General features: G+C 63.9%; 15 protein-coding genes. 8 read left to right on the forward strand and 7 right to left on the reverse strand.

Translation table 11 applies throughout. From position 1 onward, the window contains the following. Window positions 1–201, forward strand: a 201-nt coding sequence (locus TX80_RS19820; protein WP_230198735.1) for a hypothetical protein, incomplete at its 5' end; no start/stop codon positions are given. Between the two features lie 97 nt (window positions 202–298). Here the strand turns inward: TX80_RS19820 and TX80_RS18710 are convergent. The 4 genes from TX80_RS18710 to TX80_RS13915 form a co-directional block, all read right to left on the reverse strand. After that, a complete protein-coding gene (locus tag TX80_RS18710; RefSeq protein WP_195893085.1) occupies window positions 299–1,453 on the reverse strand; it encodes an outer membrane protein assembly factor BamB family protein in 1,155 nt (384 codons plus the stop codon). A gap of 294 nt (window positions 1,454–1,747) precedes the next feature. Then, window positions 1,748–1,954 carry a hypothetical protein gene (locus TX80_RS13905; protein ID WP_049923725.1) on the reverse strand — a complete coding sequence of 69 codons (207 nt, stop codon included), beginning with the start codon at window positions 1,952–1,954 and terminating at the stop codon, window positions 1,748–1,750. A 308-nt stretch (window positions 1,955–2,262) separates the two neighbouring features. Then, window positions 2,263–6,132 carry a PAS domain S-box protein gene (locus TX80_RS13910; protein WP_049924091.1) on the reverse strand — a complete coding sequence of 1,290 codons (3,870 nt, stop codon included), beginning with the start codon at window positions 6,130–6,132 and terminating at the stop codon, window positions 2,263–2,265. Between the two features lie 69 nt (window positions 6,133–6,201). Then, a complete protein-coding gene (locus TX80_RS13915; protein ID WP_049924092.1) occupies window positions 6,202–6,654 on the reverse strand; it encodes a hypothetical protein in 453 nt (150 codons plus the stop codon). A gap of 227 nt (window positions 6,655–6,881) precedes the next feature. On the opposite strand from TX80_RS13915, the gene TX80_RS13920 reads away from it, so the two are divergent. Continuing rightward, on the forward strand, window positions 6,882–7,292 hold the full coding sequence (locus TX80_RS13920; RefSeq protein ID WP_195893086.1) for a hypothetical protein: 411 nt from the start codon (window positions 6,882–6,884) through the stop codon (window positions 7,290–7,292). 11 nt (window positions 7,293–7,303) lie between these two features. On the opposite strand, the gene TX80_RS13925 is transcribed toward TX80_RS13920, so the two are convergent. Together TX80_RS13925 and TX80_RS13930 are read right to left on the reverse strand one after the other, a co-directional pair. Further along, entirely contained in the window at window positions 7,304–8,116 is an 813-nt protein-coding gene (locus TX80_RS13925) for a mechanosensitive ion channel family protein (protein WP_049923726.1), read from the reverse strand. A 600-nt stretch (window positions 8,117–8,716) separates the two neighbouring features. Next, window positions 8,717–9,508: a creatininase family protein gene (locus TX80_RS13930; RefSeq protein ID WP_049923727.1), complete on the reverse strand. Its 792-nt coding sequence runs from the start codon at window positions 9,506–9,508 to the stop codon at window positions 8,717–8,719. Window positions 9,509–9,690: 182 nt separating this feature from the next. Here TX80_RS13930 and nikR point away from each other — a divergent pair, with 182 nt between their 5' ends. After that, window positions 9,691–10,119: a nickel-responsive transcriptional regulator NikR gene (gene nikR, locus TX80_RS13935; RefSeq protein WP_049923728.1), complete on the forward strand. Its 429-nt coding sequence runs from the start codon at window positions 9,691–9,693 to the stop codon at window positions 10,117–10,119. Window positions 10,120–10,161: 42 nt separating this feature from the next. Here the strand turns inward: nikR and TX80_RS13940 are convergent, their stop codons facing one another. Further along, a complete protein-coding gene (locus TX80_RS13940) occupies window positions 10,162–10,683 on the reverse strand; it encodes a hypothetical protein (protein ID WP_049923729.1) in 522 nt (173 codons plus the stop codon). 198 nt (window positions 10,684–10,881) lie between these two features. Here TX80_RS13940 and TX80_RS13945 point away from each other — a divergent pair, with 198 nt between their 5' ends. The 5 genes from TX80_RS13945 (at window position 10,882) to TX80_RS13965 (ending at window position 16,647) form a co-directional block, all read left to right on the forward strand. Next, complete coding sequence (locus TX80_RS13945; RefSeq protein ID WP_049923730.1) at window positions 10,882–11,259, forward strand: cupin domain-containing protein; 378 nt, start codon at window positions 10,882–10,884, stop codon at window positions 11,257–11,259. A 91-nt stretch (window positions 11,260–11,350) separates the two neighbouring features. After that, window positions 11,351–11,797 carry a hypothetical protein gene (locus TX80_RS13950; RefSeq protein ID WP_049923731.1) on the forward strand — a complete coding sequence of 149 codons (447 nt, stop codon included), beginning with the start codon at window positions 11,351–11,353 and terminating at the stop codon, window positions 11,795–11,797. A gap of 123 nt (window positions 11,798–11,920) precedes the next feature. Further along, window positions 11,921–13,321: a cytochrome P450 gene (locus tag TX80_RS13955; protein ID WP_081661610.1), complete on the forward strand. Its 1,401-nt coding sequence runs from the start codon at window positions 11,921–11,923 to the stop codon at window positions 13,319–13,321. A gap of 67 nt (window positions 13,322–13,388) precedes the next feature. Then, the gene (locus TX80_RS13960) at window positions 13,389–14,543 is read left to right on the forward strand and encodes an acyl-CoA dehydrogenase family protein (RefSeq protein ID WP_049923732.1); all 1,155 of its coding nucleotides are present in this window, start codon (window positions 13,389–13,391) and stop codon (window positions 14,541–14,543) included. A 136-nt stretch (window positions 14,544–14,679) separates the two neighbouring features. Further along, a complete protein-coding gene (locus tag TX80_RS13965) occupies window positions 14,680–16,647 on the forward strand; it encodes a PAS domain S-box protein (RefSeq protein ID WP_049923733.1) in 1,968 nt (655 codons plus the stop codon). Window position 16,648: the final 1 nt, after the last annotated feature.

Below are 16,648 nucleotides of genomic sequence, written 5' to 3' on the forward strand. Positions count from 1 at the left end.
GAAGTTGGGAAGAACGAAGCAATAGACTTCGAGACGTATACAGAGGTCATCGTGCTTATGCCGGGTGCGGTCATCTCGAAAGGTGGACCGGTACCAGCGGTAGCAGATGGTAGATTCGTACGGAAGGGCACAACATACTGTTCAGATACCTGGAAAGTAGTGGGACCGGAAGCTAGCACAGATACAAAAAAGTGCCTTTGATGTAATTGATTGTATTTAGGTTATGAGTCCAGAAAATTATTCTTAGCCCGTTATATAATATAAATAATATTGGAACATTATATTGGATGTTAATTTATTAACCAAACGCAACAAGCCCAGGATCATCAATTGGGAGGAGAATTAATCCGTTCAAAATAACAGGCATGTGATTCTCTGATAATTCAACTGTTTCTTTCCCCCAATTAACATCTCCTGTTTCTGGATCTATTGATATCAATTCTTGGGGTGTATTCCAACCAGTGCTATGTACGGCATAGGAATTCCCATCTGCAAACAGCATTGCTTCGTTACTCTTCTCTTCTGGATCCCATTCAGCTGCTTTCTCAGCTGTTTCTAGATTGTATGAACGTAATACACCAGTACTAACATATATGTTATTATCATATATTGTTGGTCTAGACCAGGGAGTGTGATCTAAATCTATGACATCTGATCTTTCTCCGGTTTCAGTATCAATTGAAATGATATTCTTCTCATCGACTGTAAATACCTCTCCATTAATAAGCGGGAAAGTACGGGTCTGACGGTCGTCTCCCCATGATTGAACGTGAGTGATCTGCTCTCTCCAGCTAAAATCGCCGGTATTTCGGTCATAGCCAGCCATTATAAATCCGTCTTTATCTTTGTCTGGTCGTGACCGTACGATAATCTTGTTCTCATCAATTGCCAGTGATTGTACCGTTTTATCGACCTCAAAGACAAGTTGTTCTTCTCCGTCTTTATCCAAAACAAGGACGCGGTCTTCAAGTCCAGCGTAGATTAGTTCATCGTGGACTCGAAGAGACTCAACTGATTGATCGTGATTAGTTCTCCAGAGAACATCTCCCTTATCATGATCAAGTGCTTCAACACCTTCACCTGCAACGAAAAGAGCTGCCTCAGAGACGGCAATTGCTTTTCTATCGGATGTTTCGTGATTCCAAATAGGATCACCATTTGAGAGGTCCACAGCAGTATAACTACTGTGATTGTGACTAACGAATGCAGTGTCATTGTAGACAACAGGTGGTTCTACTATTCCCTCAAGTTCAGTAGTCCAGCGTATTTCCGGTTCACCATCGAGACCAGAATGCGGGACCGAAAGCCGATTCGCAGCATTATACCGGACCATCGGCCACGGACCGTACTCACCGTCGTCCTCGACGCCGCCCGGCGAAGCGTCGGCCGTCGCCTTGTCGCCGTCGTCGCTCAACGCGTTACAACCGGCAAGGGTCGCCATCCCAGCAGTCACACCCGCACACGTCGCCAGCCATCGACGACGAGTTTGTCCATGCTCCGTCATTCATTTACTTATCGGAAATTCTCTCGTGATGAACCCTTCGGACTGACGATTAATCGGTGGACGCGATCGATACACGAACTGGCTCGAGAAAACACGGGGAAACTGCAGCGGCCGGACTCGAGCCGCGATTGCGGGCCGGGTCGGCGAGGGAACGGCTGGGAGCTGTCGATGGAGGGAGAACCGGCCGACCCGGCTGGCCGCCGCGGCTCGAGTCCCCCACCCCGAAGGGGTCGAGCCGCGGGGCTACTCGCGGTCGCCGTCGTCGCGGTTCATGACCGAGCCGGGCGCGACCCGACAGCCACACGGGCCGGCGACGGCGTCGATGGGACCGATGACCGAGACGGTCGCCACGGGGGTTCCACACCGGGGACACTCGGGGACCGACGACTCGTCGCTCGATTCGCTCGAGTTCGGCGACTCATTGCCGGCCGGGTCGGGTGCGTCGCTCATCGCACCACCCGCGGGCCATCGACGCTCGGTATCGGTGCTCGAGTGCGGTACGCCTGCCGTGCGGGACGTTTATATCCCGGTAGAATGTACGCAATCATGGCTTCGAAGCCGCTGCTTGGAAGCCACGTCTCGGGTGTCTCCAGCACCCGGGGCATTTCGGCGCATGCCCCCGCGGCGGGTTGGGACGCGACTTCCATGCTACTTGTCGTCGTGATGTGACTTATATCTAACTGTTAGCGCGTGGAACGAACCGGTCGGCTCGGTGATCGAACGCGATCCCGTCGCTTCGGTAACGGTGGAGGCGGGGTTCAGGCGCGGTCGCTCGAGTCGTCCGGTCCGTCGATCGCCGGCAGGGTCATCGAGAACGTCGTCCCCTCGCCGGGTTCGGACTCGACCCAGATCCGGCCGCCGTGGCGCTCGATGATCCGCCGACAGAGCGTGAGTCCGAGGCCGGTGCCGTCGTGTTCCTCGCGGCTGTGGAGTCGCTGGAAGATCTCGAAGATCCGATCGGCATCCGCCGGATCGATGCCGATCCCCTCGTCGCTGACCGAGATGACCCACTCGGTACCGTCCCGTTCCGCGGAGACGGTCACGCGTGGCGACTCGTCGCCGCTGTACTCGAGGGCGTTGGCCACGAGGTTCTGGAACACCTGCCTGAGTTGGTTCCCGTCGCCGCGAACCCGGGGGAGCGATTCGACCGTGATCTCGGCGTCGGTCTCCGCGATCTGCAGTTCGAGGTCCCGCCGCACGTCCTCGACAACGTCCCTCAGATCGACCGGCTCGAACGGCTCGCCGCGCGTCTCGACCCGCGAGTACTCGAGCAGGCCGTCGATCATGTCGCTCATCCGCTCGGCCCCGTCGACGGCAAACTGGATGAACTCCTCGCCGTCCTCGTCGAGCGCGTCGGCGTACCGCTGCTCGATAAGCCCGAGGTAGCTCGTGACCATCCGCAGCGGCTCCTGTAAGTCGTGGGAAGCGGCGTAGGCGAACTGCTCGAGGCGTTCGTTCGAGGCCTCGAGTTTGCGCTCGTACTCCTTGCGCTCGGTGACGTCCTGCACGACGAGCATCCCCGACTGGATCTCGCCGCCGGCCCGGACCGGCAGGGTGTGTGCAAGCAACTCCCGGCCGTGGTAGGTCACCTCGAAGGACCGTTCCTCGCCCTCGAGCGCGGCCCGGAAGTGAGGTTCGACCTCCGCGAGGAACTCCTCGGAGTACCGCTCGGTGATCGGGCGGCCGATCGCGTCCGTTCGATCGATCCCGAGTTCGTCGATGAGTTCGCCGCCGGCGGCCGTATACCGCAGGCCCTCGTCGAACAGCGCGACGAGCCCGTTCGGGAAGTTCTCCGCGAGCGTGCGGTAGCGTTGCTCGCTCTCCTCGAGCCGTCGCCGTCGTTCCTTCCGTTCGGAGACGTCCCGGACGACGCCGACCCGTTCGCGCCCGTTCTCGTCCGTGGTGAACCCGGTGACGGTCGCTTCGACCGGGACGCGATCGCCCGATTTCGTCTCGAGTTCCGCCTCGACGGTCGAGGTCTCATCGTCGTCCTCGGCTACTTGCTGGGCGCGTTCCATCGCCGGCTCGTCGGCGACGAGCGAGGCGTGACTGCCCAGTAGCTCCTCGCGATCGTAGCCGGTCAGTTCCGTGTAGGCCTCGTTGACCGCCGTGAATTCGCCGGCACCGTCGATCGTGTAAACGCCGTCCTCCATCGTTTCGACGAGCGTCTCGTACTTTGCCAGCGCTCGCTCGCGTTCCCTGTGTTCGGTTACGTTCTGGGACATCGCCATGCCCGCGAAGACCTCGCCCTCGTCGTCCGTGAGCGGGGCCGTGTGGACACGCCAGACCTTCCCATCGTATTCGTCCTCGATCACCTGTGACTCGCCGTCGAGGGTACGCTCGAACGCGGTTTCGAGTTTCGATCCGATGGGTTCGGGAAAGACGTCGGTCGGCCGTTGCCCCTCGAGATCGGCTCCGGACAGCGACAGGTCGTCGAACGCCTTCCCGTCCGCCAGCGTATACTCCAGCTCCTCGTTGTACAGCGTGACGACGCCGTTGGGGAAGTGTTCGGCGAGGGTGCGGTAGCGTTGCTCGCTCTCCTCGAGCTTTCGAATCCGTTCTTTGCGTTCCGTTATGTCCCGGAAGTACACCGACAGCCCGGTTTCGGAGGGGTAGGCTTGGATCTCAAGCCATCGATCGAGCGACTCCGAGTACCGTTCCCACGAAACGGACTGCTGAGTTTCCATCGCTTCGATGTAGCGTTCGAAGAGATCGGAGCCGACCGTGCCGGGGAACACCTCCCAGACGACGCTACCGATGAGTTCGTCGCTCGAGTAGCCGAGCAGTTCCTTGGCGTGTTCGTTGACGTGGGTGAACCGCCACTCCTCGTCGAGCGCGTAGAAGCCATCCGAGATGCGACCGAAGATCTCGCGCAACTCGCTTTCGAGTTCGTTCTTGCGCTGCTCGATCTGGCGTTTGCGCTCCTTGAGCGCCGTAATGTCCTCGGCGCTGGCGACGACCCGTTCCAGGGTGTCGTCGGAGCCGAACACGGGGACGGCGTTGACCGAGAGCCACCGCCGTTCGCCCGTCGGCCCTTCGACCATGAGTTCCCGGTCGAAGACCGGTTCGCCGGTCTCTCTGACGTGTGCGGCCGGTCCTGCGTCGGGACTGAGCGGTTCGGTCGCGGCGTCGTAGACGTCCCATTCCTCTATCAACTCCGTCTCGCCGAGTCCCTCACGGGAAGACAGGCCGAACCTGTCTTGGATTCGCTGGTTGGCGAGGACGGTCTCGCCGTCGGCGTCTTCGACCGAAATCCCGATCGGGACGGATTTGAGGAGTTTTTCGGTCTGGGCGCGCTCGCGCTCGAGTTGCCGTTCGTGTTCGATCCGATCGAACGTCGCTTCGAGGCTCGAGGTGACGACGTTGGCGATCGACAGGTTGGCGTCGTCGAACGCGGTTCGCTGCTGGGAACCGATGAGGACGACGCCGTGGTCGCCGATGGGGAGACAGATCTCGCTGCGGATCGGCGTCTCGGGGTTGTAGACGTCCGGGTCCGTCGTGACGTCGTCGTGGACGGCCGGCTCCCCGGATTCGAAGACGCGCCAGGCGACGCCCTCGCCGGCCCGGAACCGCGGGATTTCCTCGAACAGGGATTCGGCCCTCTCGGACCAGCCGGCCGGCTGGAGTTCCTCCGCGTCCGGATCGTAGAGAAAGATACCGTTGATATCGAGCTGGAAAATCTCCTGAATCTGGCGGCTCGCCGTCTCGGCGACCGCCTCGCGCGAGTCCCCGGCGAGCCACTCGTGGACGGCCTCGTGCAACCGTCGAAGCTGTGCGACGCGTTCGTGCTGTTCGGTGACGTCGTAGTACAGTTCGACCCGGCCGCCGGCGTACGGGCCGGACTCGATCGGTCTGCTCCGGTGCTCGAGCCACCGCTTTTCCCCGTCGTCGCCGGTAACCCGGCACTCGAAGCGTTCGACGTAGCTGTTGTCGTCGTACGTGGCGACGACGGCGTTCGCGAACGCCTCCGGATCGGCCACCCGATCCGTGATCGTCTCCTCGATGAGTTGGCGCTTGTCACGTCCGAGCACGGCCGCTCGATCGAGACCGAAGTACCGTTCGATCGTCTCGTTGATCCAGGCCACGTCGAACTCGTCGTCGAGAACGAAGACGCCGACGTCGGCGTCCTCGAGAACGGTCGTCGCCGCTTCGAACGGACTTCCGGTCGCGGACTCGGTCGGCGTCGGCTCGGGTTCGGTTTCGATTCCGGACTGCCGGCGTTCATCGACAACCCCCACCGCCCCCCGAAACCGCCCGTCGGACCGAACGCCGGTTAACTTGATGACGGCCGGCACCGGGTTGCCCTCCGCGGTCCGGAGCGACACCTCGAGACGACTGCTGGGACCGTCGTCCCGGGCCGTACGGCGTCGCGGCCGGCCCGCTCCCTCCAGTTGCTCCGACGCGGCCTCGGAGACGAGTACGGAGACGTGTTCCCCGACGACCTCGTCGCGGCGATACCCCGTCGTCTCGAGGAGGGTATCGTCGACCGCGACGATCCGGTCGTCGTCGTCGAGCCGAAACACGCCCTCGTCGATCGTCTCGACGAGCGCCCGACACCACCCGGGTTCCGATCCCTCGGTGTCGCCCCCCCAGAAGTTCGTGTTCGGTGACTCTGTTCGCTCGTTCATCACCAGCATCAGGGCGTTCGGACCCATAAGTCCAGCGCAGAACGTCATCCTCGAGACGACGGCGTGGGACTACTCGTCCCCACCGTCGGCCAGAACGCGTTCCTCGGGCGACGGCCGACCGGGATGAAGCCCGTAGACGGCGAAGCCGTACAGTACCGTCACCGCCACCGCACAGCAGACCGCCGCGCCGGCGATCGCCTCGAGCGCGAGCGGGACGGGCGATCCGGCGACCGCGTCGCTGAGGGCCGTCGCCGCGTCGCTTTCGGGGGCCGCCACCAGGGCGTAGGGGAGGAAGGTGACGAACGCGAGGGTCCACCATCGCTTCGTCATCAGCCGGAGGCGATCGACGCTGTAGTCACGGACTGCAGCGGTAACGCAGGCGACCCCGAGGACGGTCAGGAGCAGCGCGGGGACCAGTCGATACGGTGACTCCAAACCGGCATTAACCGCGACGCCGGCGGCGACGGCGGCGACGGAACCGGGGTACAGCAGGGCGGACGGGAGCGAGAACGGGCGGGACATGACTGCAAAGCGGTAGTGAGTCATTGTACAAAACTCCCGCGAATCGGCCGCGACCCGATCGCGGGGGTGGTGACCGACTCCCGGTCGCGGCCGACAACAAAGAACGTATTACCGGTGTCGACAAGACGAACGTGAACACGAATGTGGACGAAACCGAAGGCAAGTCGGTCGCACGCGCGTCCATCCCGCCGCGTCGCCCGGCAGGGGGCGTCCCCGGAGGGTGAGTCGTGCAGTTCCTGAAACGACTCTGGAAACGCCGCGTGCGGGGGCGACCCGACGGCTATCAGGCGTACGTCTCCCTTCCGACGCGCGACGGACGACCGTTCGGTGAGGTACACGGCTGTATCGAGGCCCTCGAGCGGGTCTTCGAGGGTCGTCTCGACGTGTACGCACGGACCAACGGTATCGCGGTGGCGACCGACCGCGTCCCCGCGGCCCAGTTCGACGGCGACGCGTTCGAGACAGCCATCGACCGACTCGAGGAGTGTTACGCCGAGACGCACTCGCTGGCGCGACTCGAGAAGTGGCGGCCGGCCGACGGCCGGGTCGTCAAATCGTACGTCGTCGTGCCGGTCAAGCCGCTCTTTCCCCGCGAACGAGCCGACGACGCGCCGCGTGCTCGCTCGGCCGCCGAGTGACGATCCGCCGTTCAGGCGTCGCCCGGCCCGGGTTCGGAGCCCGGTTCGCGGTCGGAACGGGCGGAGCGACTCCCGCTCGTCCGGTCGCTTTCTGTCGTGCGTCCGCTCCCGGCAGCCTCCTCGTCGGGGGTGACGGTGGCCGTCCGGCCCATCCAGCGATCGATGTTATTGGCGACGTAGTCCTTGCCGCCCCAGCCGAACGCGACGCCCGCGCCGATGGCGACCGCCGCGGCGAGTCCCCACGCGAGTGCCCGCGCGAACACGTAGAGGATGCCCACGTCGATCCCCATCGTATCGAGGCCGATGACGATCGCCGTAAAGTAGAGGAACATCCGCGCGCCGTTGGCGAACCAGCTACCGTAGACGGTCTCGGCGGCCGCTTGCGTGCGTTCGATGACGTCACCGATGAAGTCCGCGACGACGAAGCCGATGACGATGACGAGCAATCCGGCGATGAACGCCGGCAGGTACGCGACGGCCGTCGAGATCCACTCCGACAGCAACTCGATCGCTAACGCGTTAGCGGCCGCGAGGATGGCGAGACCGTAGACGAACCACTTCGCGAGCGTTCCGAACGCGCTCGAGACGGCCCGCTCCGTCCCGCCGAGGATGCGACCCAGCGGCGTCTCGAGGACCATCCGATCGAGTTCGATCCCGTCGGCGATCCGCCGAACGGCCCGCGCGGCGATGCGTCCGGCGATCCAGCCGATAAAGAGGATCACCAGCGCACCGATCAGGCGCGGAAGGAACGTCACCAGATCCGCGACTGGGTCCTGCAGCCAGTCGGGCAACTGTACTTGTTGGGCAGGTTGAAGCTGTACCATATGTTCATCGGTGTCACCTCACGGCGCTTCGTAATTGAGTCCCTATCGAACTGTCGGCAAAGCAACCACTATCGCGCCGTGAACCCGCCGCGATTGAAGTGTCCGTTGTCCCGAATTGCGCGGCGACCGAACCGTGACGTATCGATGCCGATCGCGCGTCGCCGGTCGACGTAATCCGACGCCGACGAGACGGTATCGCCCCCCGCCGGCTAGCGATAACGGTGTTTTGGCGGCCTCGTTTCGCTCCGTTCGACGCGTCATCGGACGGCAGCGTCAGTTTCGCGGGCCGCCACCGACCGTAGCTATCGAGTTTCATTCACGACTGCGACCCTGCATAGGCCGGTCGGCCGCGAGCGAGACGGCGCAGTTCCGCGCGCCGAAATCGGACGATCACGGCCCCCTCTGGGCACTGAAACGCCCCGAGAGATCGGATCCTGACGGAACGCACACACTGGAATCGGTCGCCCGGACGGTCGCTCGACCGGCGGCCTCCCGGTAACGGTGGATTAGCCGATCACTCCGCAACGGGGCTCGCTCGAGACCGCGCGGTGGTCGGGACCACGGCCCGACGCGTACGAACGCCGACGGGAACCCGGCGAATTACGCGCCGCTGCCGGGTTGGGGATCGAGGTGTGGTTTCGGCAACAGGTCAGCGAAGGGTTGTGCATCGAGCCACTCGAGCAAGGCCACGAGCTGGTCCGCCGCGGCCTCGAAGAGTCGCTCACCGATCTCGGGCGTCGCGTCGGTCTGATCGCCGAAGACGCCGTTCGGACTGTTCTCGATGGAATCGTAGAACGTGGTCGCTCCATGGACGCGTTCCGCGTCGGAATCGAAGACGGCACCCCCGTCGTGGGCCGCCTCGAGTCGATCCTCGCGAACGAGTTCCTCGGCGATGTGCATGATCATCGCGGTCTCCTTCGGGCCGCCGTGGGGACCGGTGGTTTCGAAGACCGCATCGATCAGGTCGGGGATCGACTCGTCCCACATCCACTCGATCGCGTAGGCGGTCCCGTCCTCGTGAAGCCGTCGTCCCACCTCCCGGAGGTGTGAGACGTTTCCGCCGTGGGCGTTGACGTAGACGATCCGGTCGATCCCGTGGGAGGTGAGGTTGCGCGAGAGGCTCTCGACGTAGTCCCGAAACACCGGCGGTTCGACCCACATCGTGCCGTGGAACTGCCGATGATGGGAACTGACGCCGACGGGGATCGGCGGCGTACAGAGGTGTCCGGTCCGGTCGGTCGCCGCACGAGCGAGCGCCTCGGCGATCAGATAATCGGTTCCCTCGGGGAGGTGTGGACCGTGTTGCTCCGTCGAGCCGAGCGGGACGACCGCGAGCGATTCGGTTGCGGCGTACTCGGCAAGCTCCGGCCAGGAACGGTGTGACAGGAACATACTCTCAGGACGGAACGGACACGCAAAACGTTGTCTGGCCGGTCACAACGGACGAAGATCGACCACGATAGTGCCGGTTCGAACGGGTAACGAAGCCGGAGCGACCGTCTTCCTCGCTGCTCGAGACGCCGACGAACGCGTGGTATGATAAGCCTTAATAGCTGACTACTTCGAGTTATTATATGGCAGTTGTCAGCGTCTCGATGCCGGACGAACTCCTCGAGCGGCTCGACCAGTTCGCGGACGAGCACGGCTACACCGGCCGCAGCGAAGTCGTCAGGGAAGCGTCCCGGAACCTGCTCGGCGAGTTCGAGGACACCCGGCTCGAGGATCGCGATCTGATGGGGATCGTCACGGTCCTGTTCGACTACGAGACCACGAGCGTCGAGGAGCGCATGATGCACCTTCGCCACGAACACGAGGACCTCGTGGCCTCGAACTTCCACAGCCACGTCGGCGACCACTACTGTATGGAACTGTTCGTTCTCGAGGGCGAACTCGAGGACATCTCGTCGTTCGTCGGCAAGATTCGAGCGACCAAGGACGCGCTGACGGTCGATTACTCGGTCATTCCGGTCGACAGCTTCGATCCGATCGCACAGGATCCCTGAGCCGGACGACTGACCGAGGGCCGGCGTCCGTCTCGGGTCCGGTCACTTCCGGCTTCGCAGGGTGACATACACCAGGCCCGTGAGACAACCGACCGGGATGGTGGCCCACCACGTGAGCGCGAATCCGACCAGAACGGCGAGTCCGGAGAGTTCGACGGTGGCTCCGATACTCGTGGAAAGGTCCTTCGTAGCGACCATGGTGACGGCGAGGAGCACGAATCCGACGAGATACGTGCTGATGGTTCCGAGACCACCGACGACGAATCCGGCACCCGACGTCCGCGCCGGCAAGAGCCGCCATCCAACGGTCCCAACCAGAAACGCCGCCGGAACGACGAACAGCTGTCCCCGCGTCGCGAAGTACAACACCCAGCGGCGTTCGAGCGCCATGAAGTACACCGACCGGTCGACGGGGAGATGACCGGAGTCGATGAGAACGACCGTGGCCACGTACAGCGTCGTCGCGACGACGGCGGCAATCACGGCCGCATAGCCCGCACCGATGTCGCGTCGATCCGTCCCCGGACCGTACCGCTCGTACGTGGTTCGAAGGGCATGCTGCATACGCAGAGAGAAGTCGGTTTTATAACATAACTATTTCGTTGCGTGATGAATGTATTCGTCCGAATAATACCACAACAGCCGATAGCCGGGACGGAATCCGTCGGTCCCGGGCTGGTCGGGCCGTTCTCGATGGGTAGGTCTGTATGAGCTTCGGTGACGAACGCGTAGTTTTACTGCCGGTCCGTCCGAAGGGGCGGTATGACCTATCGGAAGGTAAACTACGAGGACGTCGAGCAGGTCTCGAGCGCGATGCACGTTCTCAGCGATCCCCTCGAGACCGAGCAGGTGGGCGTCACCGTCGCCCGCTGTGATCCCGGCTGGAAGAGCAAACCTCACGATCACACGGACAACGACCACGAGGAGGTCTACGTCCTCATCGAGGGGAAGGCGACGGTCGTGGTCGACGACGAGGACGTCGAGATGGAGGCCGGCGACGCCCTCTGGATTCCGCCGGAGTCGACCCGGCAGATCCGCAACGGCGACGCCGAGAGCGCGTTCGTGCTCGTGAGTGCTCCGAGCATCGGCGACGAGGACGGTGAGGACGGCGACTGGCTGCTGTCGGGGTTCGCCGGATAGCCCGGCCAGAAAATCGGCGGGACGGTTTAGTGTCTCGACGCCGTCCCTCGAGAGCGGGTGAGGATCGATCTACTCGAAACACCACGCCGTCGTGTCGTTCGTCGTCGCGGCCGTACTCGGGTACGCGCTGTCGCCGATCATCCTGCTCGGGGACGCCGTCCCGACAGCCCTCGTCGTCCTCTACGGGACGGCCGTCGGCGTGCTCGTCGACCTCGATCACTTCCTGATCGCCAGACTGAAAACCGGCCGCTGGGACGCCGTACGCTTTTGTCTTCGAACCCCGTCCGCGGCCGTGGCCGACCAGGGGCGGATCTTCGGGCAGGGTGACGTCGGCATGCTCTCGCGGCTGTTGAGCCACCTCCTGATCCTCGGCGTCGTCGTCCCGTTGCTGGCGGCCGTCAGCGTCCCGCTGGCGATCCTTACCGGGGCGATCCTGTACGTTCACCTCGTCTGTGACGTCGGCTGGGACATCCGACGGCTTGATCACCACGTCGACGACGCCACGGACGAGGAGGACCTCGTCCGGGCGCTGCGGTGAGGTGTCGGCCGCGGGAACGGCGAGCCATCGATGGCCCGGCGGGCGGTGTCGGATCGCGTCGGGCATAAAAAGCCTAGCCGCTCCGGCACAACGTCGATCCGTTCGGCATCCGAACCAACGCGTATGACGACGCAGCCTCCAGGCGACACGGACGATGACGGGCGGTTCGATTCCGCTACGGAACGATCGTCAGGGACGGCGGACCGACACCCCAACGCACAGCCGCTGCCGCCCGGCCCCGACGGCTACCCGATCGTCGGCAACACCCTCGAGTTCGTTCGCGATCCGTTCGGGTTCTACGATGAACTCGAGGAGTACGGCGACGTCGTCCGGTACAGGGTGGCCGGCCGCACGTTCGCCGCGTTGTTTGCTCCGGCGTCCGTCGAACGGGTGCTCGTCGGGGAACCGAAGCGGTTCGAGCGGTTCCTCTTTTCCGATCTCGGACTCGACTTCGCGCCGGAGGGACTCCTGTTCACCGACGGCGCGCAGTGGCGAACCCAGCGCCGGGCCATGCAACCCGCCTTTACGATCGATCGGATCCGATCGTACGCCGATGCGATGGTCGACGAAGCCGAACGAACCGCCGAGTCCTGGCGCGACGGACAGCCGGTCGCGCTCAACCGGGACTTCTCGGATCTCACCCTCCGAATCCTCTCGAAGGCGCTCTTCGACGTCGATGCCGATCCCGACGCGGAGGACGAGCCGATCACCCGCGCCGCCAGAGTGATCAACGAACGGGGCGACTCGCGTCGTCTCTCGACGTTCCTTCCCACCTGGCTCCCCACGCCGGCGAACCGCCGGTTCCGGCGGGCGATGGCCGCGTATCGCGACCGGGTCGACGAACTGATCGCCCGGCGTCGCGCCGATCCCGACGGCGACGATCTGCTGTCGATCCTGCTCCGGACCGACGACCTCTCCGAAACCGAGATCCGTGACAACCTGATCACGTTCACGTTCGCCGGCCACGAAACCACCTCGCTCGGCCTGACCTACACCTGCATGCTGCTGGCCGAGCACGACGACGTCGCCGAAACGCTCCGGCGGGAACTCGAGACGGTCCTGGACGGCGAGCGGCCCCGATTTGAGCACGTGCCGCAACTCGAGTATACCGAACGCGTTCTCAACGAAGCGATGCGGCTGTACCCGCCCGCGTACGTGCTCTTCCGAAGGGCGACCGAGGACGCCGTCGTCGGCGGGTATCGGATCCCGGAGGGGACGGTCCTGTCGCTCCCGCAGTTTCACCTGCACACCGACGAGCGGTTCTACGACGACCCCGAGGCGTTCAGACCCGAGCGCTGGAGCGAGGACCGCGACCGACCCGAGTACGCCTACTTCCCGTTCGGCGGCGGTCCGCGCCACTGTATCGGCATGCGCTTTGCGACCCTCGAGATGAAGCTCGTTCTCGCGACGCTGGTCCGCCGATTCGACCTGCGTCTGCTGAGCGATCCCGATCCGGAACTCGCGGTGGGGGCGACCCTGCAACCGGACGAGGACGTCCGGGTTCGAGTCCGTCGGCGGTCGTAGCCGGGCACCCACCACCCCGTGCAGCGCAGCCCCCGGCTATATTCGGCTCGCTGTCGACTGACGGGACATGGACCTGCTTGACGACAGCATCGTTCCGGAGCACGCCCGCGACGTCAAAGCAGACGCCCGCGAGTTCGCGCGCGAACACATCGAACCGAACGCGACGGCGTACTTCCAGTCCGGCGAGTACCCACACGACGTGCTCGAGGCGGGACGGGAGGCGAACCTCGTCGCTCAGGACATTCCCGAGGAGTGGGGCGGGCGCGGCCTCGATCTCCCCCAGTTGCTCGCGATCACCGAGGAGTTCTACCGGGCGGATGCGGGCATCGCCCTGACGCTTCAGCTGGCGAGTTTCGGCTGCGAGATTACCTACGAGTACGGCTCCGACGAGCAGTGCGAGGAGTATATCCGGCCGGTCGCCGAGGGCGAACAACTGTCGGGACTTGCCGTCTCGGAACCGGAGACGGGGAGCGATCTCGCGGGAATGGAAACGCGCGCCGAGCGGGACGGCGACGAGTACGTACTCAACGGCGAGAAGTACTGGATCGGAAACGGCGTCGAAGCCGACTGGGTGACCCTCTATGCACGAACGGACGACGACGAGGACAACCGGTACGGCAACCACTCGATGTTCATCGTTCCCACCGATACCGACGGCTACGAGGCCGAGCACATCCCGGAGAAGATGGCGATGCGCGCCTCGAAACAGGCTCACATCGAACTCGAGGACTGTCGAATTCCGGCCGAGAACCTGATCGGAACGGAAGGAGCCGGCTTCTGGATGCTCGCGGAGTTTTTCAATCAGGGGCGGGTCGTCGTGTCCGGACACGGACTGGGGATTGCCGCGGCCGCCATCGAATCGACCTGGGAGTTCGCCCACGACCGCGAGGAGTTCGGGCGGTCGATAACCGAGTTTCAGGCCGTCCAGCACGGGCTCGCCGACATGCTCGTCGCGTTCGAAGGGGCACGGTCGCTCACGTGGCGCGCCTGTGAGAAAGTCAAAAACGGTGAGAACCCGGGGTACTGGGCGGCCCTCTCGAAGACGAACGCGACGGAGGCGGCGGTCGACATCGCCGAACAGGGGATGCAGTTCCACGGCGGCCGGTCGATCCTCGACGAGCGTCGGATCGCCCGCGTCTATCGCGACGCACGGATTCCCGTCATCTACGAGGGAGCAAACGAGATCCAGCGAAACCTGATCTACGGACAGGCTCCCCAGTAGCGTCGGCCGAACGAGGGCGGCAGGCATCGCGATCTCGCCCGGGTCGGTGTCGAAAGAACAATCCGTTTCGACGCGAACTGTACTGCAAGACCGCCACCACCGTACCGACGGTGGGGGCAGACAGGACACACCGACTATGAGCCGACCACGGGTTCTCTGCGTCAGCCGCGACCGATCGACCCGGGCGTCCGTTGCGCTCTCGCTTACGGACACGCCAGTCAACGTCGTCATCGCCCAGCGGTCGGCCGAGGCGATCGATCGACTCGAGCGAGAACCGATCGACGCCGTCGTCATCGACGCGAGTACGATCGCGGACGTCCCCGAACTCGTCGATACGGCCGAGTCCGAAGCGCCAGCGGTGCCGGCGTTCGTCCACTGGGGACACGCCGACGGCGACGACGACTCGATCGCAGTGCTGAGCGAAGTCGTCACCCGCCCGGACGATACCGATTCGGCGGAACGACTGGCGACGGCAGTAACCGATCGGATCGCCACCGCGCTCGCCGATCCGGACCGGCCCGCCGGGTTCGATCGGACGGAGTCGCCGGGCAATGACGCCGACGGTCCCGACGTTACCGCGCTCCCGACCGAACTCGAAGAGACCGTCGAGACCGTCAGGTGTCGGCTTGCCGATGTCGATTCGGCGCGGACCGTCGAACGAGTCCTCCGCGAGACGTTGACGGCGACCGACCGGTTCGCGTTCGCCTGGGTTGGCGAGTACGATCGCGGCGAGCGGGCGATCGTCCCGTGGCTGACGGATCCGGAAGCGTCAGCGTGGCCGATGCAACGAACGTTCGACATCGGCTCGGGGGACCAACCCCTGCTGGAGCGAGCGATGCACAGCGAGGACCTCCAGACGCTCCAGCAGGTCGCCGACAACAGGGATGTCGTTCCGTTCGGCCAGCGTGCACTCGAGCGGGACGTCCAGGCCGTCGCCGTCGCACCGCTGGTCTCGAACGACGATCTGTACGGCGTCCTCGTCGTCTACGCCGAGGAGACCGTCTCGACCGCTGAGCGCGAGACGATCCGTGCGATCGCCGCTGTCGCCTCGCACGTCCTCGAGACGATCGCCGTTCGCGGGCAACTCGAACAACAGGAACGGACGCTCCACCGGTACGAACGGCTGGTCGAGACGGCCGGCGACGGGATGTACGTCCTCGACGAATCGGGGCATTTCATGACGGTCAACGACGCGCTCGTGGAGATGACCGGCTACAGCCGCGAGGGGTTACTCGGCGAGCACGCCTCGATCCTGTTCGACGAGACGGACGTCGAGGCCGGCGAGGAGACGATTCGATCACTGCTCGAGGGCGAAGCGAGTACCGCAACGCTCGAGATGTCCCTCGAAACGAAAGCCGGTGAGACGATCCCCTGTGAGGCCCAGATCGCGCTTCTCGTCCGCAAGCGGGAGTTCCGCGGTTCCGTCGGGGTGATCCGGGACGTCACCGAGCGGAAACGGAGCGAACGGAAACTCCGCAAGCAAAACGAGCGACTCGACGCGTTCGCCCGGATCGTCAGTCACGACTTGCGAAACCCACTGGGGATCTCACAGGGGTATCTCGATCTGCTCGAGGACACCGAATCGATGGACCACGTCGAGCACATCCGCGACGGTCTCGATCGGATGGAGTCGATCATCGACGACGTTCTGGCGATCGCCCGGGACGGAACGTGGGCGGCCGAAACCGAACCCGTCGATCTCGAGTCGGCCGTCACCGACGCCTGGGACCACGTTTCGACGGCGGAAGCGACGCTTTCGGTCGACGGGACGGCGACCTTCGAGGCCGACAGATCGCGGCTCCTGCGATTGCTCGAGAACCTCTTTCGAAACGCCGTCGAACACGGCGGCGCGGACGTGACCGTTCGGGTCGGACCGATCGGCTCGAACGGCGAAACGCGAGGCTTTTTCGTCGAAGACACCGGTGACGGGTTGCCCGACGGGATTCGAGAACGCGTCTTCGACCCGTCGGTTTCGACCGACTCCGACGGGCTCGGCATCGGACTCTGGATCGTCCGAGAAGTCGCGACCGGACACGGATGGTCCGTCGACGCGACGGAAAGCGAGGCGGGAGGGGCCAGATTCGAGTTTACGGTCGACCGCTAGA

Source organism: Halopiger djelfimassiliensis (genome assembly GCF_000455365.1).
Taxonomy (GTDB): domain Archaea; phylum Halobacteriota; class Halobacteria; order Halobacteriales; family Natrialbaceae; genus Halopiger_B; species Halopiger_B djelfimassiliensis.

Bases quoted from the DNA above. Each gene is read 5' to 3' on its own strand.
- TX80_RS13905 (WP_049923725.1), bottom strand. From the start codon at position 1,954: ATGAGCGACGCACCCGACCCGGCCGGCAATGAGTCGCCGAACTCGAGC.
- nikR (WP_049923728.1), top strand. From the start codon at position 9,691: ATGGCAGTTGTCAGCGTCTCGATGCCGGACGAACTCCTCGAGCGGCTC.
- TX80_RS13925 (WP_049923726.1), bottom strand. From the start codon at position 8,116: ATGGTACAGCTTCAACCTGCCCAACAAGTACAGTTGCCCGACTGGCTG.
- TX80_RS13955 (WP_081661610.1), top strand. From the start codon at position 11,921: ATGACGACGCAGCCTCCAGGCGACACGGACGATGACGGGCGGTTCGAT.
- TX80_RS13910 (WP_049924091.1), bottom strand. From the start codon at position 6,132: ATGAACGAGCGAACAGAGTCACCGAACACGAACTTCTGGGGGGGCGAC.
- TX80_RS13940 (WP_049923729.1), bottom strand. From the start codon at position 10,683: ATGCAGCATGCCCTTCGAACCACGTACGAGCGGTACGGTCCGGGGACG.
- TX80_RS13930 (WP_049923727.1), bottom strand. From the start codon at position 9,508: ATGTTCCTGTCACACCGTTCCTGGCCGGAGCTTGCCGAGTACGCCGCA.
- TX80_RS13915 (WP_049924092.1), bottom strand. From the start codon at position 6,654: ATGTCCCGCCCGTTCTCGCTCCCGTCCGCCCTGCTGTACCCCGGTTCC.
- TX80_RS13945 (WP_049923730.1), top strand. From the start codon at position 10,882: ATGACCTATCGGAAGGTAAACTACGAGGACGTCGAGCAGGTCTCGAGC.
- TX80_RS13960 (WP_049923732.1), top strand. From the start codon at position 13,389: ATGGACCTGCTTGACGACAGCATCGTTCCGGAGCACGCCCGCGACGTC.
- TX80_RS13965 (WP_049923733.1), top strand. From the start codon at position 14,680: ATGAGCCGACCACGGGTTCTCTGCGTCAGCCGCGACCGATCGACCCGG.